Raw genomic sequence first — 23917 nt, 5'->3', positions numbered from 1 at the left:
ACCTTCTCGCCTATGCGCTTCGATCTCGAGCGGCCTTCGCAGTCTGCCGCGTCTCATCGCGTTGCGGTGCTGCTCATCAACCTCGGCACCCCGGACGCGCCCACGCCGCGCGCCGTGCGTCGCTACCTCGCGCAGTTCCTCTCGGACCCGCGCGTGGTCGAGATTCCCGCGTTGGTCTGGCAGGTGATCCTGCGCGTGTTGATCCTGCCATTCCGGGGTTCGGCGTCTGCAAAGAAGTACGCTTCGGTGTGGATGCCGGAGGGCTCGCCGTTACGCGTTTTCACGGAGAAGCAGGTGGAGGGGCTGCGGCAACTGCTGCACGTCAACGACTATGCCGTGATCGTGGACTACGCGATGCGCTACGGCACGCCCGGCATTCCGGCTGTGCTGAACCAGCTCAAGCTCGCGGGCGTCGAACGGATTCTGCTGATGCCCATGTATCCGCAGTATTCGTCGTCCACCACTGCCACCGCCTTCGACGACGCATTCACCGCACTGCGCCGCATGCGCAACCAGCCGGAAATTCGCACGGTTCGTCATTACTGTGATCATCCGGCCTATATCAGCGCGCTTTCCGCGCAGATTCATCACTACTGGAACGCACACGGGCGGCCCGATTTCGCTGCTGGCGACCGGCTGGTGCTGAGCTTTCACGGTGTGCCGAAGCGCACCATGGACCTCGGCGACCCTTATCATGACCAATGCCAGCAGACCGCGAGCCTCCTGATGCATGCACTCGGTCTTCAGCCGGTGGAGTGCCTCGTCACGTTCCAGTCGCGATTTGGTCGGGCGGAATGGCTTCAGCCTTACACTGCTCCCACGCTGAAGGAGCTCGGTTCGGCCGGTGTGAAGCGGGTTGACGTGTTTTGCCCCGGCTTTACAGCTGACTGCCTGGAAACGATCGAAGAGATCGGCATCGAAGGGCGTGACGAGTTTCTCCACGCCGGCGGCAAGGCGTTTCACCGGATCCCTTGCCTCAACGCAGCGCCGGCATGGATTGCGGCGCTCGGCGAAATCGTGGCGCAAAACCTTCAGGGTTGGTCGGTGCAAGCCGCCGTACCGGCAGGCGTAGCGGCATGAGGCATGCTTTACCGGAAGTTCGGCCGGTGCCAGCCGTAGCCTCCTGCAATAGCGGCCATCGTTGCCGTGCGGCAGAACTTGAATTCCCCGTATGAAAGACAAGATTTCGACTGATCCGTCCGCTCGGACGCGTGTGGACAAGTGGCTGTGGGCTGCACGCTTCTTCAAGACGCGCTCGCTTGCCGCCGATGCCGTGGCGAAGGGCCGGGTGCGGATCGACGGTGCGCCGGTGAAGGCGTCGAAGGACGTCCGCGTCGGCGACCTGATCGACATCGACATCGAGCGGGTCGTCTGGCAGGTCGAGGTACGGGGAATTTGTGACGTCCGCGGGCCGGCCAGCGTGGCGCAAACGCTTTATGCGGAGACGGACGACGGCCGTGCGAGGCGCATGCAGGAACTGGAGCGGCGCAAAACGTTTCGCGAACCGGCCGCGGCGCTGCACGGCCGGCCTACGAAGCGGGACCGCCGGACTATCGACAAACTTTCAGGTGGGGATTGAAGAACGACTCGATCGTTGCGTGAACGACGCCGTACTCCGTCGTGTTCTCCGTGACGGCCCCGGACATGCAGATGGTGGTGGTCCCCGCGATGAGTACCAGCGCGACCACCGATATTGCGAAGGTCAGTTTCACGGTACTCCCCTCGGTCATTCAGGTCGGATCAGGTCGGAAAGGGGCCGAAGACAGGCAACCCTCTGACGGGCGGCATTGCTGCGCCGACATCAGGGTAAACGTGTCCTGCGAGCGCATGAGTTGCAGTGTAGGTCAGCGCCCGAGGCCGCTCAATCTCAATCTGCGGGCGCCGAAGTAATGGTTGTTACCGTGCGTTTCGATGGCACGGAGGCGGTGCAAAAAGTGAGGCTGGTGACCTTGAAATCGCCAATTCGGCCCCCATGTGCACCGCCTGTGAGCGAATGGGTTGTTGCTTTTCCGCAACCGCATGACTGCGTGCGGAAGGGCCACACATTTATTCAGGCATTTATTTTTGACGACTTTCAGCGACATGGAAAACACGCAAGAGAACCCGACGAGCCAGAACCCGACGACGCCCGAAGACGCCGCTCGTGAGGCGGCCGTGGCGGGAGCGGATCAGAGCCCGCAGCCGGCTGCCGAAAACGCGGCAACTGGGGCCGAGGCTGCGCTTGCTGAAGCGCAGGCGAAGATCGTCGAACTTCAGGAAAGCTTCCTGCGCGCGAAGGCCGAAACGGAAAACGTACGGCGCCGCGCTCAGGAAGACGTCGCGAAGGCTCACAAGTTCGCAATCGAGAGCTTCGCCGAACACCTGTTGCCCGTGGTGGATAGCCTCGAAGCGGCCACGACGCACGAGTCCGACGACATCGCCAAGGTGCGTGAAGGCGTCGAGCTCACGCTGCGGCAGCTGACGGGCGCACTGGAGAAAGGGCGCGTGGTGGCCATCAATCCGGTGGGCGAGAAGTTCGATCCGCACCGGCACCAGGCCATTTCGATGGTGCCGGCCGACCAGGAGGCGAACACTGTCGTCTCGGTGCTGCAGAAGGGCTATACGATCGCGGACCGCGTACTGCGTCCGGCGCTCGTGACGGTGGCGCAGCCGAAGTAAGCAGCGCGAGCCACGGGACCGGAACGTTTCTGCCGCAAGCGTGCATGACCTTCGATTCCCGGCTTTGGCTGCCTTCGGCATGCCAGGGCCGAGAGCCGGGAAGCCGGGCGCGGCATTTGCCGCGGCACGTGACCCGCTCGCTGGTTCCGTTGCCTCGGGCCACGGCTGCATCGCCGCGAAATCATGAAGAGCGGTCGTCGCTTCGTGCTGCAAGGCGTACCGGCCTTGGGGCTTCGTTTACCGGGCCATGGAGCCTGACCGCGCGACCGGCTGCCACGTGCCAGGGCAGTTCGAAGCGGTGGTATCTGCGGGTCGCGCGAAAAATGAGAAAATCCGCGCCGCCGGTGAAGAACCTGCGGCCGGCGAGCCGGTATCAGGCGGGCTGGCATCCGGTGGGCGCCGCGGTGGCGCTGGCGATTGAGAAAAATTAAAGACCGCATCGCCTTTGAGGTCTTGAAAACGATGCGGCGGCACTTACCTTGGGTGCAGTGAAGGATTGAAGGCCGGCTGCCTCGCGACAGGAAGCGCAACAGGGCAGCCAGCAACAGCGATCGAAATCAGGAGATTAGTAAAAATGGGCAAAATCATCGGCATCGACCTCGGTACCACGAACTCTTGCGTGGCGCTGATGGAAGGTAACCAGGTCAAGGTGATCGAGAATTCGGAAGGCGCGCGTACCACGCCGTCGATCATCGCTTACCTCGACGAGAACGAAGTGCTGGTGGGTGCGCCGGCCAAGCGTCAGTCGGTCACCAACCCGCGGAACACGCTGTACGCGGTCAAGCGCCTGATCGGCCGCCGCTTCGACGAGAAGGAAGTGCAGAAGGACATCAACCTGATGCCCTACAAGATCGTCAAGCACGACAACGGCGACGCCTGGGTGGAAGCTCACGGCCAGAATCTCGCGCCGTCGCAGGTTTCCGCCGAAGTGCTGCGCAAGATGAAGAAGACCGCTGAAGACTACCTCGGCGAGCCGGTCACGGAAGCCGTGATCACGGTTCCCGCATACTTCAACGATAGCCAGCGCCAGGCCACCAAGGATGCGGGCCGCATCGCGGGCCTGGAAGTCAAGCGCATCATCAACGAGCCGACGGCAGCGGCGCTCGCGTTCGGTCTCGACAAGTCCGAGAAGGGCGACCGCAAGATCGCGGTGTTCGACCTGGGCGGCGGTACGTTCGACATCTCGATCATCGAGATCGCAGACGTGGACGGCGAAAAGCAGTTCGAAGTGCTCTCGACGAACGGCGATACGTTCCTGGGCGGTGAAGACTTCGACCAGCGCATCATCGATTACATCATCGGCGAGTTCAAGAAGGAGCAGGGCGTCGACCTCTCGAAAGATGTGCTCGCGCTGCAACGCCTGAAGGAAGCGGCTGAAAAGGCGAAGATCGAACTCTCGTCGTCGCAGCAGACCGAAATCAACCTGCCGTACATCACGGCTGACGCCTCGGGTCCGAAGCACCTGAATCTCAAGATCACGCGCGCCAAGCTGGAGGCGCTGGTCGAAGACCTGATCGAGCGCACCATCGAACCGTGCCGTATCGCGATCAAGGACGCAGGCGTGAAGGTCGGCGAAATCGATGACGTGATCCTGGTCGGCGGCCAGACGCGTATGCCGAAGGTGCAGGAGAAGGTCAAGGAGTTCTTCGGCAAGGAACCGCGTCGCGACGTGAACCCGGATGAAGCCGTGGCCGTGGGCGCCGCGATTCAGGGCCAGGTGCTCTCGGGTGACCGCAAGGACGTGCTGCTGCTCGACGTGACGCCGCTGTCGCTCGGTATCGAGACGCTGGGCGGCGTGATGACGAAGATGATCAACAAGAACACCACGATCCCGACGAAGCACTCGCAGGTGTATTCGACCGCGGACGACAACCAGTCGGCCGTGACGATCAAGGTGTATCAGGGCGAACGCGAAATGGCGGCGGGTAACAAGCTGCTGGGCGAGTTCAATCTGGAAGGCATTCCGCCCGCACCGCGCGGCCTGCCGCAGATCGAAGTGACCTTCGACATCGACGCGAACGGCATCCTGCACGTCGGAGCGAAGGACAAGGCGACCGGGAAGGAAAACAAGATCACCATCAAGGCGAACTCGGGTCTCTCGGAAGCCGAGATCGAAAAGATGGTGAAGGACGCCGAGGCGAACGCCGAAGAAGATCACAAGCTGCGCGAGCTGGCCGATGCGCGCAATCAGGGCGACGCGCTCGTCCACAGCACGAAGAAGGCGCTGACCGAATACGGCGACAAGCTCGAAGCAGACGAGAAGGGCAAGATTGAAGCTGCGCTGAAGGACCTGGAAGACACGCTGAAGAACGCGTCGACTGACAAGGCGGCGCTCGAAGGCAAAATCGAGGCGCTGGCTACGGCTTCGCAGAAACTCGGCGAAAAGATGTACGCCGACATGCAGGCCGCCCAGGGCGCGGCAGGCGCAGCAGCCGGTGCTGCGGGCGCTTCGGCCGGGGCATCGGCGGGCGCGAGCCAGCAGGCGGACGACGTGGTCGACGCCGACTTCAAGGAAGTGAAGAAGGACTAAGGCCGCCGGGTTCAAGTAACGATCCGTGATGCCGCGCACCGCAAGGTGCGCGGCACGGCAGCAGGATAGCCGGCGCGTCGCCACAGCAGCGAATGCGTACGGTATTGCAAGCGCCTGGCGAGCCTTTCGGCTCCCCGGGCACATTTGTTTTCTGGACGCCGTTCTCGGAACGGCGTGGCGGGCACTGCAATGCCGGCCGCGCCGTGCCACGAAGAGGCGGCAGGACGGGTCGCGAGACTCCAGCAATCACAAGGAGCGGCCGTGCGGCGATGCGCACGGCTGGTGTTGAACCGATATGGCGAAACGGGATTACTACGAGGTTCTGGGCGTCGCGAAGAATGCGAGCGACGACGAAATCAAGAAGGCTTATCGCAAGCTCGCGATGAAGCATCACCCCGACCGCAATCCGGGCAACAAGGAAGCGGAAGAGCAATTCAAGGAAGTGAAGGAAGCCTATGAAATGCTCTCGGACTCGCAAAAGCGCGCGGCGTACGACCAGTACGGGCACGCGGGCGTCGATCCGAACATGGCGGGTGCGGGCGCGCAAGGCTTCGGCGGTTTCGCGGACGCGTTCGGCGACATCTTCGGCGACATCTTCGGCCAGGCCGCCGCGGGTGGCGGGCGCGGTCGCGCGGGCCCGCAGGTCTATCGCGGCGCCGATCTGCGCTACAGCATGGAAATTACGCTCGAGCAGGCGGCGCACGGCTACGACACGCAGATCCGCGTGCCGGGCTGGATCTCGTGCGAGGTCTGTCACGGCTCGGGCGCAAAGCCGGGCACCAAGCCCGAAACCTGCCCCACCTGTAACGGTTCGGGCGCGGTGCGCATGTCGCAGGGCTTCTTCAGCATCCAGCAGACCTGCCCGAAGTGCCACGGTACGGGCTCCTACATCCCCGATCCGTGCACGCACTGTCATGGCGCCGGCAAGGTAAAAGAAACGCGCACGCTGGAAGTGAAGATTCCGGCTGGTATCGACGACGGCATGCGCATCCGCTCGGCCGGTAACGGCGAGCCGGGCATCAACGGTGGACCGTCGGGCGACCTGTACGTCGAGATTCATATCAAGGCGCACCCGGTGTTCGAGCGCGATGGCGACGACCTGCATTGTCAGATGCCGATTCCGTTCACCACCGCGGCGCTGGGCGGCGAGATCGAGGTGCCTACGCTCGCGGGCCGCGCGAGTTTCACGGTGCCCGAGGGCACCCAGTCGGGCAAGACGTTCCGGCTGCGTGGCAAGGGTATCAAGGGACTGCGCTCGAGCATTGCCGGCGATCTGTACGTGCACGTGCAGGTCGAAACGCCGGTCAAGCTCACGGACCAGCAACGCGAACTGTTGCAACAGTTCGAGAAGTCGCTCGTCGAGGGGGGCGCGCGGCACAGTCCCCAGAGCAAAAGCTGGTTCGACCGGGTGAAGAGCTTCTTTGACTGACGGGTAGCCCCGGCTGGCGGCGCTATGACCGATGAAGACCGCGGCGCGGCGTTCGCGCTGCTCGACGACTGCGACTCGACGGGCGCGCACCGCACGAGCCGCCTGTACACGGGCTTCGTGCACGAGCGCGCGACAACAGACCCGGCGGCGCTCGATGAACTGTGCGCTGCCGTGGTTGCCGACACGCGCGCCGGCCTTCACGCTGTCGTGCTCGCGGACTACGAGTTTGGCCGCAACCTCCAGCTGAAATCGAAATCGACGCAGCGTGGCGATGCCGCGCTGCGTTTTTTGTTGTTCGAGCGCTGCGAGCGGCTTTCGCGCGACGAAGCCGACGCGTGGCTCGCAGAACGCGATGGCGGTGCCGCTGAACCGTCGATTGCCGGTACCGCGAATGTGCGCGAAAGCGTGGACGATGCGCAGTTCCATCAGGCCATCGCCGCCATCCACGAAGCGCTGCGGGCTGGCGACTCCTACCAGGTCAACTATACCTACCGGCTGACATTCGACGTATTCGGCTCGCCGCTCGGGCTGTACCGGCGGCTGCGCGCGCAGCAGCCTGTGCGCTACGGCGCATTGGTCGCGTTGCCGCAGGACCGCTGGGTGTTGTCGTGCTCGCCCGAACTCTTCGTCGAAAAGGCCGGGGACACGCTGCGTGCGCGTCCCATGAAGGGCACCGCGCCGCGTTCGGCCGATCCGCACGAAGACGAACACGGCGCCCGTTTTCTCGCGAGCGACCCCAAAAACCGCGCCGAAAACGTGATGATCGTGGATCTGCTGCGCAACGATCTTTCGCGCATTGCGCAAACGGGATCGGTGAGTGTGCCGGCGTTGTTCTCCGTGGAGCCCTACCGATCCGTGTGGCAGATGACCTCGACCGTGACCGCGCGTCTGCGCGAGGGCGTGTCATTTGCCGGTGTGCTGCGTGCGCTGTTTCCGTGCGGCTCCATTACGGGTGCGCCCAAGCATCGCACGATGGAGTTGATCGACACGCTCGAAAGCACGCCGCGCGGGCTCTATACGGGCGCCATCGGCTGGCTCGATGCGCCGGCGAGTGGGACGGGAGTCGCTGAGGCATGCGGCGACTTCTGCATGTCGGTCGCGATCCGCACGCTTACGCTTGCGAACGCAAACGCAGCCGGTCTGCGTCGCGGCACGCTGGGCATTGGCGCCGGCATCGTGCTCGACAGCGTGGCCGCCGATGAACGCGCGGAGTGCCGGCTGAAAGCGCGCTTCCTGACCGAGGCCGATCCGGGCTTCCAGCTCTTCGAAACGATGTTCGCCACGCGCGAGGACGGCGTGCGGCATCTGGACCGCCATCTCGCGCGGCTCGCCCGCAGCGCTGCGCAGCTTGGGTTTGGCTACGACGAGGCCCACGTGCGCGCGCGTCTGCAGGCACAGTGCGAGCAGTTAGCGCCCGCGACGCCGCATCGCATGCGGCTCGCGCTCGACAAGGCGGGCACGGTGCACGTCACGGCCGCGCCGCTTTCCCCGCTCGCGACGAAAACGGTCGGCGTCATGCTCGCGCCCGACCATGGCTTTGCGCTCACGCACGCAGCCGACCTGCTGTTGCTCCACAAGACCACGCGCCGCGCCGAATACGATCGCGCGTGGCACGAGGCCGAGCCGAACGGTGCCTTCGACATGCTGTTCTTCAACGAGCGCGGCGAGTTGACGGAAGGCGGTCGGTCGAATGTGTTCGTGAAGCTCTATGGACGGTGGTGGACGCCGCCGCTCTCCTCAGGCGTCCTGCCGGGCGTGATGCGCGGCGTGCTGCTGGCCGATGCGTCGATGAACGCCGCAGAGCGGGTGTTGACCCGCGAAGACGTATTGCGTGCCGAAGCGCTGATCCTCTGCAACGCCCTGCGCGGCGCGTTGCCGGCGCAGATCGTGACCGGAGCGCCACGCAAGGCGTGACGCTCACCCCACCGTCGCAGACCGAGCCGCGAGGCGCCCGTGGGTGGGCAAGCAAGCGGCAACGCAACACAGCAGAGTAGCCACCGCCGTATCGAGGCCGCCTGCGCCGGCCTTACCCCAATCAGAACGAATGCTCGGGCCCCGGGAACGATCCGTCCTTCACGGCGCGCACGTAAGCATCCACGGCTGCGGCGATGCCCGGCTGCCCTTGCATGAAATCCTTCACGAAGCGCGGCCGCTTGCCGGGGAATACGCCCAGCATGTCGTGCAGCACCAGCACCTGGCCCGAGCACTGCGCGCCCGCGCCGATGCCGATGGTGGGAATGCGCAGTTGCTTCGTCACGTCTGCGGCGAGCAGCGTGGGGACTGCTTCCATCACGATGAGTTGCGCGCCCGCGTCCTGCATGGCGAGCGAGTCGCGCAGCAGCTGGTTCGCGCCCGCTTCGGTCTTGCCCTGCACCTTGAAGCCCCCGAACGCGTGCACCGACTGCGGCGTGAGGCCCACGTGCGCGCACACCGGCACCGACCGATCGATCAGAAAACGCACCGTTTCGCCCAGCCATTCGCCGCCTTCCAGCTTCACCATCTGCGCGCCGGCCCGCATCAGCTGCACGGCGCTCTCGAACGCGGCGGTAGGCGTGCCGTAGCTGCCGAACGGCATGTCGGCGACGATCAGTGCCGAGGGCTGTGCGCGCGCCACGCAGGCGGTGTGATACGCGATGTCCTCGAGCGTGACGGGCAGCGTGGTGGTGTGTCCTTGCAGCACGTTGCCGAGCGAATCGCCGATGAGCAGCACGTCCACGCCTGCACGGTCCAGCAGCGCCGCGAAGCTTGCGTCGTAGCACGTCAGCATGGCGATCTTCTCGCCAGCCTCGCGCATGGCCTGCAGTTTCGGAACGGTCACGGCCGGCCGGCTCGCTTCCTGCAAATAGGTCATCAGACAGTCCGTTTGAAAAGGGGGGGGAGGGTACGCGCGATCTAGCGCGCCGTGCCCTTGACGAAGAATTCCTTGCGGCCGCGCATCGTTTCGATCCGCTCGACGACGAGCGCGAGGTCCGCCTCGGAATCGAGCGGATTCAGATGTTCGACGTTCACCGTGAGTACGGGCGCTCGGTCGTAGTGATAGAAGAACTGGTTGTAGGCGTCAGAGAGCCCACGCAGATACGCGTCGGAAATCTGCTGCTCCATTGGAATGGCGCGTTTCTGGATGCGTGAGAACAGCACCTCGGGGCTGGCCTGCAGGTAGACGACAAGGTCGGGGTCGGGCGCGCTTGCTGTGAGCCGCGCCGCGATGGCGCGGTAGAGCTGCCACTCGTCGTCAGGCAGCGTGAGGCGACCGAAGACGTCGTTCTTCTGGGTGATGAAGTCGGTAACGAGCGTCCCGCCCTGGGCCAGCGTCGACGCGATCGCTTGCGCTTCTTCCATGCGCTGCAACGCGAACTGGAGTTGCGTGGGCAGGGCGTACCGCGTGTTGTCGCGATAGAAGCGATCCAGAAAGGCATTGTCCTGCGGGCGCTCGAAGCAGGTCTGCATCGACCAGCGCTGCGCAAGCCGCATGGCGAGCGAAGTCTTGCCGGCGCCAATCGGGCCTTCGATTGCGAGGTACCGCACCGGCGGGCGCAGTTCGGGGGCCGTGACCGTGAGCGGCGGCGCGGTCATCGGCAGCCGCCCCGCTTCATCTTGCCGTTGCCTTCGCCTGCGGCGAAATCCGCGTCTGCGCCCGGGTTCCTGTCCAGGTCGGCTGCGGCCGTGCCGGCTAGGCACTGGCACAGCGGCTTCACCTTCTCGATGCGCTGGCCCGCGACGGCCGTGAGGAACGCGTTGGCGCGTCCGTGCTGCGGAATGATGAGGTCGGGTTCCAGTTCGATGAGCGGCACCAGCGCGAAGGCGCGTTCGATGAGTCGCGGATGCGGGACGATCAGATCGGGCTCTTCGATGACGTGGTCGCCGTAAAGCAGAATGTCGAGATCGAGCGTGCGCGGTGCGTTGCGAAAGGGACGCTCCCGGCCGAAATGGCTTTCGACGCGGTGACACAGCGCCAGCAGATGCCGCACCGGCAGCGTCGTGTCGAGCTTCACGACGCAGTTGTAATAGTCGTCGCCGCCCGCGTCGATCGGGGCGGTGCGATACAGGCTCGACTTCGCGAGCACGGTGATGGTGTGCTGCTGTGCAAGGCACACCACCGCGTCTTTCAAGGTCTGGCGCGCGTCCCCGAGATTCGCGCCGAGCCCTAGCCAGGCTACCGTCATGGCATCACTTCCTGCGACTTTCGTTTGACGGCGAAAGCGCCAGCCCGATCAATCCTCGTGTGCGCCGTTGTGGCTCACCTCGCCGGATGCGTGCGGGCCCGCTGCTGTGCCGTCCTCCACTCCGTCGCCCGTCTTGCGGTTTCTGGCGCCACCGCGCCGCCGTCGTTTTCTGGGCGTCCGGTCCTTCCCGCCTTGCGCGAGCAATGCTTCGCGCGCAGCCGCGTCTCCTTCGATGAACTCCGTCCACCACGCGCCCACGGCTTCGTCCAGCTCGCCTGACTCGCAGCGTAACAGGAGGAAATCATACCCCGCTCTAAATCTTTGGTGTTCCAGCAGCTTCAGCGCGCTGCGGCCCGAATGTTTTTCGAGGCGCAACTGCAAGCCCCAGATTTCGCGCATGTCCGACGAGAAGCGGCGATGGATGGCGAGCTTCTCGGTTTGCGCGTCGATCACGTCGTCCATCGCGCGGTGCAGCGCGGGCACCGGATAGTCGCCCGCGGCCGTGTACTGCTGGTAGCGCTGCTGCACGTCGTGCCACAGGAGCGTGGCGAACAGGAAGCCCGGGGAGACCGGCTTGCCGGTGCGCACGCGGGCGTCGGTGCTGGAAAGCGCGAGCGTGATGAACTTCTCGCCTTGCGGCTGTTCGAGCACGACGTCGAGAAGCGGCAGCAGGCCGTGATGCAAGCCTTCCCTGCGCAGCCGCTGCAGGCACGCGAGCGCGTGGCCCGAGAGCAGCAGCTTCAGCATTTCGTCGAACAGACGCGCGGCAGGCACATTGTTGATGAGATCGGCGAGTTCCTGGATGGGCGCACGCGTGTGGTCCTCGATCTCGAAGCCGAGCTTCGCGGCAAAGCGCACCACGCGCAGCATCCGCACCGGGTCTTCGCGATAGCGCGTGGCCGGGTCGCCGATCATGCGCAGCAACCGCGCGCGCATGTCGGCCATCCCGTTGTGATAGTCGAGCACGGTCTGCGTGGCCGGGTCGTAGTACATCGCGTTGATCGTGAAGTCGCGTCGTGTGGCGTCTTCGTGCTGCTCGCCCCACACGTTGTCGCGCAGCACGCGGCCGCTCGCGTCCACGGCGTGCGTGCGGCGGTCGAGTTCGTCGCGGCGATAACGCTTCGGCGGCACTTCGGCACTGACGCCTTCTTCGAGCGAGGGCGGAGGCGGATCGACGAGCGCGCGGAACGTGGAGACTTCGATGATCTCCTGGCCGAACTGCACGTGGACGATCTGGAAGCGCCGGCCGATCAGGCGCGCGCGGCGAAAGAGGCGCTGAACCTGGTCCGGCGTGGCGTCGGTGGCGACGTCGAAATCCTTCGGCGCGATGCCGAGCAGCAGGTCGCGCACGGCGCCGCCCACGATGAACGCGCGGAATCCCGCCTGCTGCAGGCCTTCGGTCACGCGCACCGCGTTGCGGGAAATCAGCGAGGGGTTAATGCCGTGAACGTCCGCCGAGAGGATGACCGGTGCATCCGGATCGCCCGCCGTAGCCGCCGCTTTGCCGGTCTTGCGAGCAGGGCGGCGACGCGCCTTCGAGCCGTCTTGCGCCGCTTCGTCGGCCGTGCGCGAACCTGAATGTGAGCCGGGCGGCGAGCCGGACTGTAGATCGGCGTCGGCATCGGACGAGCCGGCCGCGGCGGCCGTGTCCTGACCGAACAGCTTGCGGATGAGTTTCTTGATCACGAGGGTTGGAAGAGGTCGAGAATGCGCCAGCCCTTGGACTGCGCGTGAGCGCGCAGCGTGTCGTCAGGGTTGGTCGCGATCGGGTCGGTGACTTTTTCGAGCAGCGGGATGTCGTTGTGCGAGTCGCTATAGAAATAGCTGCGCTCGAAGTCCGACCACGTTTTGCCGAGGGAGGCGAGCCATGCCTCGGTGCGCACGATCTTGCCTTCGCGGTAGCTCGGCGTGCCGGTGGGGCGGCCCGTGTAATCGGAATGCGGCTGGCCGTCCACAGTTTCCACTTCGCAGGCGATCAGCTTGTGCACACCGAACACTTCGGCGATAGGGGCCGTGATGAACTCGTTCGTGGCGGTCACCATGCAGCAGAGGTCGCCGGCGTCCCTGTGCTCGCGCACGAGTTCGAGGGCGGCCGGCACGATGGCCGGCTTGATCACTTCATGCATGTACTGGTCGTGCCAGATCTTGAGCTGCGCGCGCGGGTACTTCGCAAGCGGCGTGAGCATGGCGACGAGATACGCGTGAATGTCCAGCACGCCCGCTTTGTAGTCGGCAAAGAAGCGGTCGTTCTGACGCGCGAAACTTTCGCCGTCCACAATGCCGAGCTTCACCATGAAGCGACCCCATTCGTGGTCGCTGTCGGTGGGGATGAGCGTGTGATCGAGGTCGAAGAGTGCGAGATTGGCCATGGGGGCTCATTTTACTTGAAGCGGGTGAAGGCGTTGCCGCCGTCCGGCGCACCGTCCGCTGCGCCTCGCGCCATCTTCTCCGGCGAGGCCAGCATGGCGCGCAGCAGCGGCAGCGTGACGGCGCGTTTCTGTTCGAGCGAAAAGCGGTCGAGCGCGTCGAGCAGCGCCATCAGGCTCGGCATGTCGCGGCGATAGTGCGTGAGCAGATAGGCGGGCACGTCGTCGGCGAGCGCAATGCCGCGCTCGCGCGCGGCCTGTTTCAACACGGCGGCCTTGTCTTCGTCCGCGAGCGGCGCGAGGTGATAGACAAGGCCCCAGCCGAGCCGCGTACGCAGATCCTCGCGCACGGCGAGCGCGATGGGTGCAGCGTTGCCGGCCGCGACGAGCGCGCTCGTGGGATGCGCGCGCACCTCGTTGAACAGATTGAAGAGCGCGATTTGCTGGGCGCCGGAAAGCGCGTCGCAGTCGTCGATCGCGTAGATGGAAACCGCGGGGTCGAACGAGAAGGCCGCGAGGCCGCTTTGCGGACTCGCGAAGCGGGCATGGCCCGGCGGCGTTTCATGAACCAGCGCCTGGAGCAGATGGCTGCGGCCGCTGCCCGCCTCGCCCCAGATATAGAACGTGCGGTCCGCGACGGGGCCGGCCGCGAGCGCGGCGTCGAGCTCGCGCAGGCGCGCGACGAGCTCCGTGTTCGGGCCCGCGAAAAAATTGTCGAATGTCGATGGCGGCGGGGTGCCGAGATCGAGCGTCAGCTGTCGAAGCACAGTGAGATGAAAGCGGAAATACGGTGTCGGATATCAGTTCTTGTAGAGGGCGCTGGCGAGGTAGCCGCGGCGCAGTTCGCGCAGCGCCACAGCGAGCACGGCGCTCACGGGCAGCGCGATCAGCACGCCGAAGAAGCCGAACAGCTGTCCGAACGCGAGCAGCGCGAAGATGACGGCGAGCGGATGCAGGCCGATGCGCTCGCCCACGAGCCGCGGCGTCAGGAAGAAACCTTCGAGAACCTGTCCGACGCCGTAGATCAGCGCCACGGCGCCGAAGCCGTACCAGTCGCCGAACTGCAGCGATGCGGCGATCAGCGCGAGGCCGAGGCCCGTTGCGTAGCCCACGTACGGAATGAACACGGCGAGCCCCGTGAAGACGCCCACGGGCAACGCAATCTCGAACCGCGCGATGCTGAGCGCGATTGCGTAGTACGCGGCGAGGACGACCATCACGAGCAACTGGCCGCGCAGGTACTGCGAGAGCATGCGGTCCATTTCACCCACGAGTTCGCTGGTGCGCCCGAGCCAGCGGCGCGGAATGAACGCCTGCACGCGGCCGATCATCGCGTTCCAGTCGTAGAGCAGATAGAACAGCACGAGCGGCACCATGACCACGTTGCCGATCACGGAGATCATGACGTTGCCGCTCGTGCGAATGGAGGCCCACGCGGCGAGTGCGATGGACTGCGCGCTGCCTTCGAGCTGCCCCATCACGGTGTCGCGCAGGCTGGCGAAATCAAGCGGATTGGCGAGGCCCAGCAGCGCGAGCTTCGGCTGCAGCCAGTCGTGCAGATGCGCGAAGAGCGCCGGTACCTGCTGCTTCAACTGCGGCACCTCGTTCTGCACGACGGCGAGTACGAGCACGACGAGCAGCGTGATCACGAGCGCGAACAGCAGCATCATGAGCAGGGCGGCAAGCCCGCGCGGCACGCGGTGGCGCACGAGCCAGGCCACGCCCGGCTGCAGGATGTAGGCGAGAATCGCGCCGAGCAGGAACGGCGTGAGCACCGGCCGCAGGAGCCACAGCACGATGCCGAACGCCATGGCGAGCGCGGCCCAGATGAAGGCCTGGCGCTGGTATGGCGTGAAAATCGGAGAGTTCTGCGACAAGGTTGTTTTCCCAAGGTGGTCGGACAGGCGAATTCAGCCAGGCGGCCGGCATCGGGTAAAATCGCATTTTACCGACCTTCTCGCTCTTCCCCATGAATCAACCGAAATCCGACCCGAACGCCCAGGGACTGTCGTATCGCGATGCCGGCGTGGACATCGACGCAGGCGACGCCCTCGTCGACGCGATCAAGCCCTTTGCCAGGAAGACGATGCGCGACGGCGTGCTCGCCGGCATCGGCGGATTCGGTGCGCTTTTCGAGGTGCCGAAGAAGTACCGCGAGCCGGTGCTCGTGTCCGGCACCGACGGCGTGGGCACCAAGCTCAAGCTTGCATTCCATCTGAACAAACACGACACCGTGGGCCAGGACCTCGTGGCCATGAGCGTCAACGACATCCTCGTGCAGGGCGCCGAACCGCTGTTCTTCCTCGACTATTTCGCCTGCGGCAAGCTCGAAGTGGGCACCGCCGCGACCGTCGTGAAGGGCATCGCCCATGGCTGCGAGCTGGCGGGCTGCGCGTTGATCGGCGGTGAGACGGCCGAAATGCCCGGCATGTACCCTGACGGCGAATACGATCTCGCGGGCTTCGCTGTCGGCGCGGTGGAAAAGAGCAAGATCATCGACGGCAGCACGATCACGCCGGGCGACGTCGTGCTGGGCCTCGCGTCGAGCGGCATCCATTCGAACGGCTTCTCGCTCGTGCGCAAGGTTATCGAGCGCGCGCAGCCCGATCTTTCCGCCGACTTCGACGGCCGGTCGCTCGCCGACGCGCTGATGGCGCCCACGCGCATCTACGTGAAGCCGCTCCTTGCGTTGATGGAGCAACTGCCGGTGAAGGGCATGGCGCACATCACGGGCGGCGGGCTCGTCGAGAATATTCCGCGCGTGCTGCGTGAGGGCCTCACGGCCGAACTCGACCACCGCGCCTGGCCGCTGCCGCCGCTCTTCGCGTGGCTGCAAAAGCACGGCGGCGTAGCCGATGCGGAAATGCACCGCGTGTTCAACTGCGGGATCGGCATGGCGGTCGTGGTTGCAGCAGCAGATGCCGACAAGGCGATCGGCCTGCTTTCGGCCGCCGGCGAGCAGGTCTGGAAGATCGGCTTCGTGCGCGAGAGCGCCGCGGGCGAAGCGCAAACGGTCGTGGTCTAAGCCTGATCCAGACGGCCTGTCAGTCCTAAGCCGTCTGTAGCAGCAGGAACAAAAAAGGCGTGCCGGGTTCATCCGGCACGCCTTTTTTTGACTTCCGGCCGCGCTCCGTCCGAAAGCGCGGCGCGCAGCGGCGGCACGCTACAAAACCGTCCTGACGTGCCAAAGCTCGGGAAACAGCACCACGTCCAGCATCTTGCGCAGATACGGCGCGCCGTTCGTGCCGCCCGTGCCCTGCTTGAAGCCGATGATCCGTTCCACCGTCGTCACGTGACGGAAGCGCCACTGACGGAACGCGTCCTCCAGATCCACCAGTTCTTCGGCCATCTCGTACAGGTCCCAGTGCCGCGACGGGTCGCGGTACACCTCGAGCCAGGCGGCTTCCACCGACGCATCGTGCACCGTCGGCTGCGTCCAGTCGCGCTCGAGCCGCTCTTGCGCAATCGGAAAGCCGCGTCGGGCAAGCAGGCGAATCACTTCGTCGTAGAACGAAGGCGCTTCCAGCGCGGCTTGTACCTGCGCGAAGACATCGGGCCGGTGCACGTGCGGCTTGAGCATCTGTTCGTTCTTGTTGCCGAGCAGAAATTCGAGCAGCCGGTACTGATACGACTGGAATCCCGACGACGCCCCCAGGTACGGCCGCATCGCCGTGTACTCCGAAGGCGTCATGGTGGCGAGCACGTTCCACGCCTGGACGAGCTGCTCGAAGACGCGCGACACGCGCGCGAGCATCTTGAACGCGGGCGGCAGGTCGTCGCGGTGCACACAGGCGAGCGCCGCGCGCAGTTCGTAGAGCGCGAGCTTCATCCAGAGTTCGCTCGTCTGATGCTGGATGATGAACAGCATCTCGTTGTGATCGGGCGAGAGCGGATGCTGTGCCGAAAGGATCGGGTCGAGCGAGAGGTAGTCTCCGTAGCTCATCGACTTCGAGAAGTCGAGCTGGGCGCTGTGCCAGCCGGCTTCGGCCGCGGATCGCTCTGCCGCCAGGGCTTCGGGCACGTGCGCGGCGTGCTTCGCCTCCGAGCCATGCAGGCCCGCCGCGCCATGTCCGAACGGACAGCCGCCGCGCGGTTCGTCGACCCGCTCGACCGGTTCGCCCGGCACTTCCATGTGATCGGTCATCGCTGTCTCCTCAGGTCACGGCGCCGCGTGCGGCAAATTCGGGCGCGCGCCAGCTTTCGCTTTCGAGCACGTCGCGCAGCGTTTCCACGGCGTCCCACACGTCCGCATAGCGCAGATAGAGCGGCGTGAAGCCGAAGCGCAGCACATGCGGCTCGCGGTAGTCGCCAATTACGTTGCGCGCGATCAGCGCCTGCATCACCTCGTAGCCGTGCGGATGCGCGAAGCTCACGTGCGAGCCGCGCTGGCTATGCGCGCGCGGCGTCACGAGATGCAGCGCGTGGCCCGCGCAGCGCGATTCGACGAGGTCGATGAAGAGGTCCGTCAGCGCAAGCGACTTGCGGCGAATCTCCTGCATGCTGGTTTGCAGGAACACGTCGAGCCCGCACTCGACGAGCGCCATCGAAACCATCGGCTGCGTGCCGCACAGATAGCGGCCGATACCCGGGCCGGGCTGATACACGGGGTCCATCTGAAACGGCGCGCGGTGTCCCCACCAGCCCGAGAGCGGCTGCGAGAACGCATCCTGATGGCGCTTCGGCACCCAGACGAAGGCGGGCGAACCGGGGCCGCCGTTCAGGTACTTGTAGGTGCAGCCCACGGCGTAATCGGCGGCGACGCCGTTGAGATCGACCGGCACGGCGCCCGCCGAATGTGCGAGGTCCCAGAGGGCGAGCGCGCCGCTCTGGTGAATCAGCTGCGTGAGCGCGGCCATGTCGTGCATGTAGCCCGTGCGGTAGTTCACGTGCGTGATCATCGCGACGGCCGTGTCGTTGCCGATTGCGTCGGGCAACTCGGCGGGGTCGTCGACGAGGCGCAGTTCATAGCCGCGGTCGAGCTGCTCGATGAGCCCCTGCGCGATGTACAGATCGCTCGGGAAGTTCGAACGCTCCGACACGATCACGCGACGGTGTGGGTCCCGCGCGTCCTGCAGGCGCAGCGCCGCGGAAAGCGCCTTGAAGAGATTGATGGAGATGGTGTCGGTCACGACCACTTCGTCCTCGGCCGCGCCGATCAACGGTGCCAGCTTGTTGCCGAGCCGGCGCGGCAGCGCGAACCAGCCCGCGGCGTTCCAGCTGCGAATGAGCCCCTCGCCCCATTCGGCGCCGATCACCTGCTGCGCACGGGCGGAGGCCGCCTTCGGCGGCACGCCGAGCGAGTTGCCGTCGAGGTAGATGGTGTCGGATGCGAGCGCGAACTGGTCGCGCAGCGGCGCAAGCGGATCGGCGCGGTCCAGCGCCAGGGCGTCGTCACGGTGTTTCATGGTGCTCCAGTCGAAAAAATGGGGGCGGGCGCGGGCTTTGGCGAGGCGAGATATCGGGGCCTCAGTCGGCTTCCGGGTGCCTCAGGATCGCGCCGGCAGCGCGCGCAGCACGGCGCGCACGGGGCTTGCGTCCAACGTGGCAAGGCGCAGCGGGAGCGCGATCAGCTCGTAGTCGCCGGGCGCCACGGCATCGAGCACAAGGCCTTCCAGGATCGCCATGCGATGCGCGCGGATGCGGCCGTGCGAATCCATGGTTTTGGAATCCTGCGGGTCGAGCGAAGGCGTGTCGATGCCGATCAGCTTCACGCCGCGCGAGGCGAGCAGATCGATGGTCTGCGGCGCCACGGCGCAAAAACGGTTGTCCCATTCGGTGATCGGCGCGCGCTGACAGGTGCGCAGCAGCACGCGCGGCGGCATGCCGTCAGCCAGCGCCGCCGCGACGTGTTCCGGCCTCACGAGCGGCGCCGCGCCGATGCAATGAATCACGCGGCACGGGCCGAGATAGGCGTCGAGCGGCACCTCGCCAATCGGCGCGCCGTGCGCGTCGTAGTGCAAGGGCGCGTCGGCGTGCGCGCCGGTGTGCGGCGAGAGGGTGAGCCGCCCGACGTTCACGGGCGAGCCTGCCTCCATGCGCCACACACGCTCGATGCCGACTGGCGTGTCGCCCGGCCACACGGGCGTTTGCGGCCCGACAGGCGGAGAAATGTCCCAAAGTGCATCCATGTCTGCGGATGTCCTGCAAGTGGTCGTGTACTCGCCGCGGGGCGGCGAGCTGATCCTTTGAATGATAGGCGGCCTGTCACGAAATGTGCTTGCAAAAAAATCACCGCAGCGGTGTGCCGTTGGAACATAATTTGAGGGAAAGCGGAAAGGGAGACCGAAAATGAACGCAATCTCGCTCGACGCCACGGATTGCCGCATTCTGGCGGTGCTTCAGAACGAAGGCAGGATCAGCAACCTGGACCTGGCTGATCGCATTTCACTGTCGCCGTCCGCGTGCCTCAGACGATTGCGCCTGCTGGAGGAGCAGGGCGTAATCGAGCGCTACCGCGCCTGTTTGAATCGCGAGGTGCTGGGCTTCGAACTGGAGGCTTTTGTGCAGGTGTCCATGCGCAACGACCAGCAGAACTGGCACGAGCGTTTCGCGCAGGCGCTGCGCGACTGGCCCGAGGTGGTAGGCGCGTACGTCGTGACGGGCGAGACGCATTACCTGCTGCGCGTGCTGGCCCACAACCTCAAGCATTACTCTGACTTCGTGCTGAACAAGCTCTACAACGCGCCGGGCGTGATGGACATCCGTTCGAACATCGTGCTGCAGAAGCTGAAGGACGATACCGGCGTGCCGGTAGATCTGGTGGCCCGCTCGGGAGGTAAGGCGGCCGGTTCGTGAGGGCGTGCCTCGGCCTGGCCTTTACAGCATTCGCGGCTTTCGCGGCCTTTCAGGCCTCGACTTGCCCGAAGCCGCGTCAGAGCGGCTCGATTCGATGAAACCCGCCGCTGTGGAACACGAGCGGCGACACTTCTCCGGCGCCGTCGCGCACACCGCAGCGCTCCACTTCACCCACGAAGATCACGTGGTCGCCTTCCTCGTAGCGGCTGCGGTTGTGGCATTCGAACCAGGCGAGCGCGCCTTCGAGCACCGGCATGCCGGTGTCGCCGGCCGCATGGGCCACGCCCTCGAAGCGGTCGCCCTTTACTGTGGCGAAGCGCTTGCAGAGGTCGAGTTGTGACGCGGCGAGCACATTCACCACATAATGGCTGTTCGTCTGGAACACCGGCATCGACGCCGAACGCGTCGCGAGGCTCCACAGTACGAGCGGCGGATTCAGCGACACCGAGTTGAACGAACTCGCCGTAATGCCGATCAGCTGACCCGACGGCGCGCGCGTGGTGATGACGGTCACGCCCGTGGCGAACTGGCCGAGCGCGTGGCGGAACGCCTTGTCGTCGAAATTGGGGGCTTTGGCGCGGTGCGTCATTGCAGTACGGACTCCGTTGCAACGAGCACGGGCGATCGCGCGGCGGGCGCCGGCAGGATGAAAACTGGAGCGAAGGTCATGTAGAAAACGCGTGAATTGCCCCCATTCTAGCGTCATTCGCGCGCGTGCAGCCGCGGGCAGCGGGCCCGGCGCGGACTATCCAAGGAGGAATTCCATGAGTCAGGCAGTCGAAACCGCCACCCTCGGCGGCGGGTGTTTCTGGTGCCTCGAAGCGGTGTTTCTGGGCGTCGACGGCGTGGTGGCGGTGGAGTCGGGTTATGCGGGCGGGCACGTGGACCATCCGTCGTACGAGCAGGTCTGCGACGGCAATACCGGACACGCGGAAGTCGTGAAGGTGCAGTTCGATCCGTCGAAGATCGGGTATCGCGACGTCCTCGACATCTTCTTTGCGATCCACGATCCAACGCAGCTGAACCGCCAGGGCAACGACGTCGGCACGCAGTACCGGTCGGTGATCTTCACGCATTCGGAGGCGCAGCGCGAGACCGCGTTGCAGGCCATTCGCGAACTGGCGGCCGAAGGCGTCTACGACGGGCAGATCGTCACCCAGGTGCTGCCACTCGACGGCAATTACTGGCCGGCCGAGGCCTATCACCAGAACTACTTCGCTCAGCATCCCGAACAGGGCTACTGCGCATTCGTAGTGGCACCGAAAGTGGCCAAGTTCCGGCAAAAGTTCGCGCACCGCATCCGCGGGGCGTGATTTGCACCGAGGCATACCGGGCGCCACGCTGCCGTGCGAGGGCACGGCCGGCGCGGCGCCCGTTCAACGCGGCTCTTGCCCTTCCTCTTCTTCCCGCATCTTCGTACAGGCCGCGCCAATTTCGCGGGCGAGTTCAATGCACGTGAGCGGTGCCGAGCCTTCCGCCTTGTTGTTCGTCGCGATCAGCACCGGCTGGCCCGCAATTGCATAGCGTGCCGCCAGCTCGGCGAGCGCGCGGCGTGTGTACGGATCTTCGTCGACGAGCTTGTCGAACGGCTCGTATTTCGCCTTCGCCTGCTCGTACTTGAAGCCGCTGTGCAGGCTCCAGCGCACGATCAGCGGACCGGCGGGCGTGTCGCCATCCAGCAGCGCGAGCGCCGCAGCCTGCCGCAGCGGATCGGGCATGCGCGCGTGGAGCCCGACGCAGTACCGTACGCCCGCGGCGCGCAGCGCGCGGATGAAGCGCGGCGTCAGCAGGCAGGCGTCGCGAATCTCTACGGCGTAACACGGCGTCGACCCCGCCGTGGAGCCCACGGCGGATAACGGCGGCAACGCGGCGAGGAATGCCGAAAGCCGCTCGATGAACCCGGCCGGATCAGCAAGCAGTGCGTCGGGCAGCGGCGGAAACTGGAACACGAGCGCACCGGCGCGTATGCCCAGTCCATCGAGACACGGTCGCACGAATTCGTCGATGGCGAGTTGCGCATTCAGGAAGCACGGATTCGCTTCGACCGGCTCGCCACGCTCTCCGCGCACGACGGCGTCCGTGATCAGCGCCGGGCACTTCACGATGAAGCGAAACGTATCCGGCACCTGCTGCGCGTATCGCAGATAGTCCGCGACGGTGAGCGGCGCGTAGAACGAGCGGTCGATGCTCACGGTGCGCAACAGCGGGTGCGCGCCGTAGGCGGAAAGGCCGTCGCGCGAGAGCTTCGAGTTGCTGTACTCGTCGCCGTAGACAATGCCCTTCCAGCCGGGAAACGACCACGACGACGTGCCGAGATGCACTTCGCCGGGCAAGGCGCGGGCGATGTCGAGCACGTCGTCATTGGGTGGCGCAGCCAGGACGACGGCGCGGCCCCGCGACTTTTTCGGTGCGGCGGAAGAAGATAAACCGGCGGACCCCAAAGGCCCGGTTTGCGCAGGAGAAGAGGCGGCTGGCCGAGGCGCGCCGTGCGGCGGCAACGGCTCGCCGAAGAGGTCGAACTGCTGCTCAGGACCACCGTTGTCCGTGGCGCTTTCCGCAGTGCTTTCAGACTGCGCGATAGCGTCGATTGCGTTGGGCTCGTGAGCGGCCGGTGCGGCGCCTTCGTTCATCTAGTCCTGTCGGTGTTTCCTGGGGCGCCGCCGCGCGCATGGCACGGCGGTCGCCCTCGCGAGCCTCAATGAAGCGCTGGCGAATGACTTACAGCGGCTTTTCGTACATGTAGCGGCGCGACCACGGCAGCGTCGCCGCGCTGCGTCCGGCCTTGCGGCAGACCACCTGGAAGAGCGACACGTCGTCGTGTTCGAACGCATAGGCGCAGCCCGCCAGATACACGCGCCAGATGCGGAACTTCTCGTCGTCCACGAGCTTTCTCGCCTCTTCGGCGTGCGTCTCGAACCGTTCCGCCCAGATGTCCAGGGTGTGCGCATAGTGACGGCGCAGGCTCTCGGCGTCAATCGCTTCCAGGCCGCCGCGCTGCATGGATTCGAGCACGAGGCCGATGTGCGGGAGTTCGCCGTCCGGGAACACGTAGCGGTCGATGAATTCGCCGCCGCCCAGCGAGGTCTCGCCGCTGTCCGCGTCCGACGACGTGATGCCGTGATTCATCGCGATGCCTTCGTCGGTGAGCAGGTCGTGCATCTTGCGGAAATAGCCAGGCAGGTTCTTGCGCCCCACGTGCTCGAACATGCCGACGCTCGTGATGCGATCGAATTGGCCTTCCACGTCGCGATAGTCCTGCAGGCGGATCTCGATGCGATCCGAGAGTCCTGCGGCCTTCACGCGTTCGGTGGCGAGGTTGAACTGGTTCTGCGAGAGCGTGACGCCTACGCAGTTCGCGCCGAACTTCTGCGCGGCGCGCAGGACGAGCGCCCCCCAGCCGCAGCCGATGTCGAGCAGGCGCTGGCCGGGCTGCAACTGGATCTTGGTGAGAATGTGGTCGATCTTCTTGAGCTGAGCCGTGCCCAGATCTTCGTTGCCGTTCTCGAAGTAGGCGCACGAATAGACCATGTTCTCGTCGAGCCACAGCTTGTAGAACTCGTTCGAGACGTCGTAGTGATACTGGATCGCTTTCTTGTCCGACGCCTTCGTGTGGTTGAAGTAGCGGCGCACGCGGGCGAGCTTGCTCGCATTGGTGACCGTGCTTCGCGCCAGCGAATAGCCGATGTTGATGATGTCCGAGAGCTTGCCCTCGATGTCGATCTTGCCCTTCACATACGCTTCGCCGAGGTTGTCGAGGCTCGGTTCGAGCAGAAGCGGCAGCGCCGACGCGCTATTGACCTTCAGCGTGACCTGCGGCGCCGCGAAGTTGCCGAAATCGAGTTGTTGTCCGTCCCAGAGCACGAGACGCGCAGGCAGATTCGCCTTGTCCCGTACTTCCTGCACCCACTGCGCCAGCTTCTTCTCCCAGAACATGTGATTTCTCCGTGTCCGATGAAATACAAAGCAAAGCTCATGG

At 65.3% G+C, this 23917-nt stretch carries 23 protein-coding genes; 9 read left to right on the top strand and 14 right to left on the bottom strand.

Features of this window, described 5'->3' with window-relative positions; translation table 11 throughout:
- Positions 1–12: 12 nt before the first annotated feature.
- Positions 13–1080 (top strand): ferrochelatase, encoded by a 1068-nt coding sequence (gene hemH, locus PXJ20_RS09070; protein ID WP_277598150.1) that lies wholly within the window; start codon positions 13–15, stop codon positions 1078–1080.
- Positions 1081–1171: 91 nt separating this feature from the next.
- Entirely contained in the window at positions 1172–1579 is a 408-nt protein-coding gene (locus PXJ20_RS09065; protein WP_017776950.1) for an RNA-binding S4 domain-containing protein, read from the top strand.
- Here PXJ20_RS09065 and PXJ20_RS09060 read toward each other — a convergent pair.
- Positions 1551–1712, bottom strand: coding sequence for a hypothetical protein (locus PXJ20_RS09060; RefSeq protein WP_169743739.1), 162 nt, complete (start codon positions 1710–1712; stop codon positions 1551–1553). The two genes, PXJ20_RS09065 and PXJ20_RS09060, sit on opposite strands and share 29 nt — an antisense overlap.
- A 370-nt stretch (positions 1713–2082) precedes the next feature.
- On the opposite strand from PXJ20_RS09060, the gene grpE reads away from it, so the two are divergent.
- From grpE to pabB, 4 genes are all read left to right on the top strand, one after another.
- The gene (grpE, locus tag PXJ20_RS09055) at positions 2083–2658 is read left to right on the top strand and encodes a nucleotide exchange factor GrpE (RefSeq protein WP_126877871.1); all 576 of its coding nucleotides are present in this window, start codon (positions 2083–2085) and stop codon (positions 2656–2658) included.
- Between the two features lie 574 nt (positions 2659–3232).
- The gene (dnaK, locus tag PXJ20_RS09050) at positions 3233–5188 is read left to right on the top strand and encodes a molecular chaperone DnaK (RefSeq protein WP_421029816.1); all 1956 of its coding nucleotides are present in this window, start codon (positions 3233–3235) and stop codon (positions 5186–5188) included.
- Between the two features lie 295 nt (positions 5189–5483).
- Positions 5484–6617: a molecular chaperone DnaJ gene (gene dnaJ, locus PXJ20_RS09045; RefSeq protein ID WP_017776945.1), complete on the top strand. Its 1134-nt coding sequence runs from the start codon at positions 5484–5486 to the stop codon at positions 6615–6617.
- 24 nt (positions 6618–6641) lie between these two features.
- Positions 6642–8531 (top strand): aminodeoxychorismate synthase component I, encoded by a 1890-nt coding sequence (gene pabB, locus PXJ20_RS09040; protein WP_421029815.1) that lies wholly within the window; start codon positions 6642–6644, stop codon positions 8529–8531.
- A 121-nt stretch (positions 8532–8652) separates the two neighbouring features.
- Here pabB and panB read toward each other — a convergent pair whose 3' ends face one another.
- Genes panB through PXJ20_RS09005 form a run of 7 tightly spaced genes read right to left on the bottom strand, consistent with a single transcriptional unit; the run spans position 8653 to position 15023 of the window.
- Complete coding sequence (gene panB / locus PXJ20_RS09035; protein ID WP_421029814.1) at positions 8653–9468, bottom strand: 3-methyl-2-oxobutanoate hydroxymethyltransferase; 816 nt, start codon at positions 9466–9468, stop codon at positions 8653–8655.
- A 41-nt stretch (positions 9469–9509) separates the two neighbouring features.
- On the bottom strand, positions 9510–10190 hold the full coding sequence (locus tag PXJ20_RS09030) for a deoxynucleoside kinase (protein ID WP_199540214.1): 681 nt from the start codon (positions 10188–10190) through the stop codon (positions 9510–9512).
- Positions 10187–10780: a 2-amino-4-hydroxy-6-hydroxymethyldihydropteridine diphosphokinase gene (gene folK, locus PXJ20_RS09025; protein WP_421029813.1), complete on the bottom strand. Its 594-nt coding sequence runs from the start codon at positions 10778–10780 to the stop codon at positions 10187–10189. Before folK ends, PXJ20_RS09030 begins: the two co-directional genes overlap by 4 nt.
- A 48-nt stretch (positions 10781–10828) precedes the next feature.
- Positions 10829–12466 (bottom strand): polynucleotide adenylyltransferase PcnB, encoded by a 1638-nt coding sequence (gene pcnB / locus PXJ20_RS09020; protein WP_421029812.1) that lies wholly within the window; start codon positions 12464–12466, stop codon positions 10829–10831.
- Positions 12463–13149: an HAD family hydrolase gene (locus PXJ20_RS09015; RefSeq protein WP_017776939.1), complete on the bottom strand. Its 687-nt coding sequence runs from the start codon at positions 13147–13149 to the stop codon at positions 12463–12465. Before PXJ20_RS09015 ends, pcnB begins: the two co-directional genes overlap by 4 nt.
- Positions 13150–13160: 11 nt before the next feature.
- Positions 13161–13913, bottom strand: a complete 753-nt coding sequence (hda, locus tag PXJ20_RS09010; RefSeq protein WP_017776938.1) for a DnaA regulatory inactivator Hda — start codon at positions 13911–13913, stop codon at positions 13161–13163.
- A gap of 33 nt (positions 13914–13946) precedes the next feature.
- Complete coding sequence (locus PXJ20_RS09005; protein ID WP_017776937.1) at positions 13947–15023, bottom strand: AI-2E family transporter; 1077 nt, start codon at positions 15021–15023, stop codon at positions 13947–13949.
- A gap of 92 nt (positions 15024–15115) precedes the next feature.
- On the opposite strand from PXJ20_RS09005, the gene purM reads away from it, so the two are divergent.
- Positions 15116–16171, top strand: a complete 1056-nt coding sequence (purM, locus tag PXJ20_RS09000) for a phosphoribosylformylglycinamidine cyclo-ligase (RefSeq protein ID WP_277596815.1) — start codon at positions 15116–15118, stop codon at positions 16169–16171.
- Between the two features lie 138 nt (positions 16172–16309).
- Here purM and kynA read toward each other — a convergent pair whose 3' ends face one another.
- From kynA to kynB, 3 genes are all read right to left on the bottom strand, one after another.
- A complete protein-coding gene (gene kynA, locus PXJ20_RS08995) occupies positions 16310–17290 on the bottom strand; it encodes a tryptophan 2,3-dioxygenase (RefSeq protein WP_421029811.1) in 981 nt (326 codons plus the stop codon).
- Positions 17291–17300: 10 nt separating this feature from the next.
- Positions 17301–18551, bottom strand: a complete 1251-nt coding sequence (gene kynU, locus PXJ20_RS08990; protein ID WP_421029810.1) for a kynureninase — start codon at positions 18549–18551, stop codon at positions 17301–17303.
- Positions 18552–18632: 81 nt separating this feature from the next.
- On the bottom strand, positions 18633–19274 hold the full coding sequence (gene kynB / locus PXJ20_RS08985; protein WP_413212471.1) for an arylformamidase: 642 nt from the start codon (positions 19272–19274) through the stop codon (positions 18633–18635).
- A gap of 160 nt (positions 19275–19434) precedes the next feature.
- Between kynB and PXJ20_RS08980 the strand changes: the two genes are divergently transcribed.
- A complete protein-coding gene (locus PXJ20_RS08980) occupies positions 19435–19941 on the top strand; it encodes an Lrp/AsnC family transcriptional regulator (protein ID WP_413212470.1) in 507 nt (168 codons plus the stop codon).
- A gap of 76 nt (positions 19942–20017) precedes the next feature.
- On the opposite strand, the gene PXJ20_RS08975 is transcribed toward PXJ20_RS08980, so the two are convergent.
- The gene (locus PXJ20_RS08975; protein ID WP_277596810.1) at positions 20018–20530 is read right to left on the bottom strand and encodes a flavin reductase family protein; all 513 of its coding nucleotides are present in this window, start codon (positions 20528–20530) and stop codon (positions 20018–20020) included.
- 175 nt (positions 20531–20705) lie between these two features.
- On the opposite strand from PXJ20_RS08975, the gene msrA reads away from it, so the two are divergent.
- Entirely contained in the window at positions 20706–21254 is a 549-nt protein-coding gene (gene msrA / locus PXJ20_RS08970) for a peptide-methionine (S)-S-oxide reductase MsrA (protein WP_421029809.1), read from the top strand.
- Between the two features lie 63 nt (positions 21255–21317).
- Here the strand turns inward: msrA and PXJ20_RS08965 are convergent, their stop codons facing one another.
- Both PXJ20_RS08965 and PXJ20_RS08960 read right to left on the bottom strand, forming a co-directional pair.
- Complete coding sequence (locus tag PXJ20_RS08965; protein WP_421029808.1) at positions 21318–22571, bottom strand: DUF72 domain-containing protein; 1254 nt, start codon at positions 22569–22571, stop codon at positions 21318–21320.
- Positions 22572–22659: 88 nt separating this feature from the next.
- The gene (locus tag PXJ20_RS08960; protein ID WP_017776928.1) at positions 22660–23874 is read right to left on the bottom strand and encodes an SAM-dependent methyltransferase; all 1215 of its coding nucleotides are present in this window, start codon (positions 23872–23874) and stop codon (positions 22660–22662) included.
- Between the last annotated feature and the right edge of the window lie 43 nt (positions 23875–23917).

Origin of the sequence: Paraburkholderia sp. A1RI_3L, from assembly GCF_048957895.1 — a bacterium.
Taxonomy (GTDB): Bacteria; Pseudomonadota; Gammaproteobacteria; order Burkholderiales; family Burkholderiaceae; genus Paraburkholderia; species Paraburkholderia kururiensis.
This window is presented reverse-complemented; position numbering and strand designations above follow the sequence as displayed.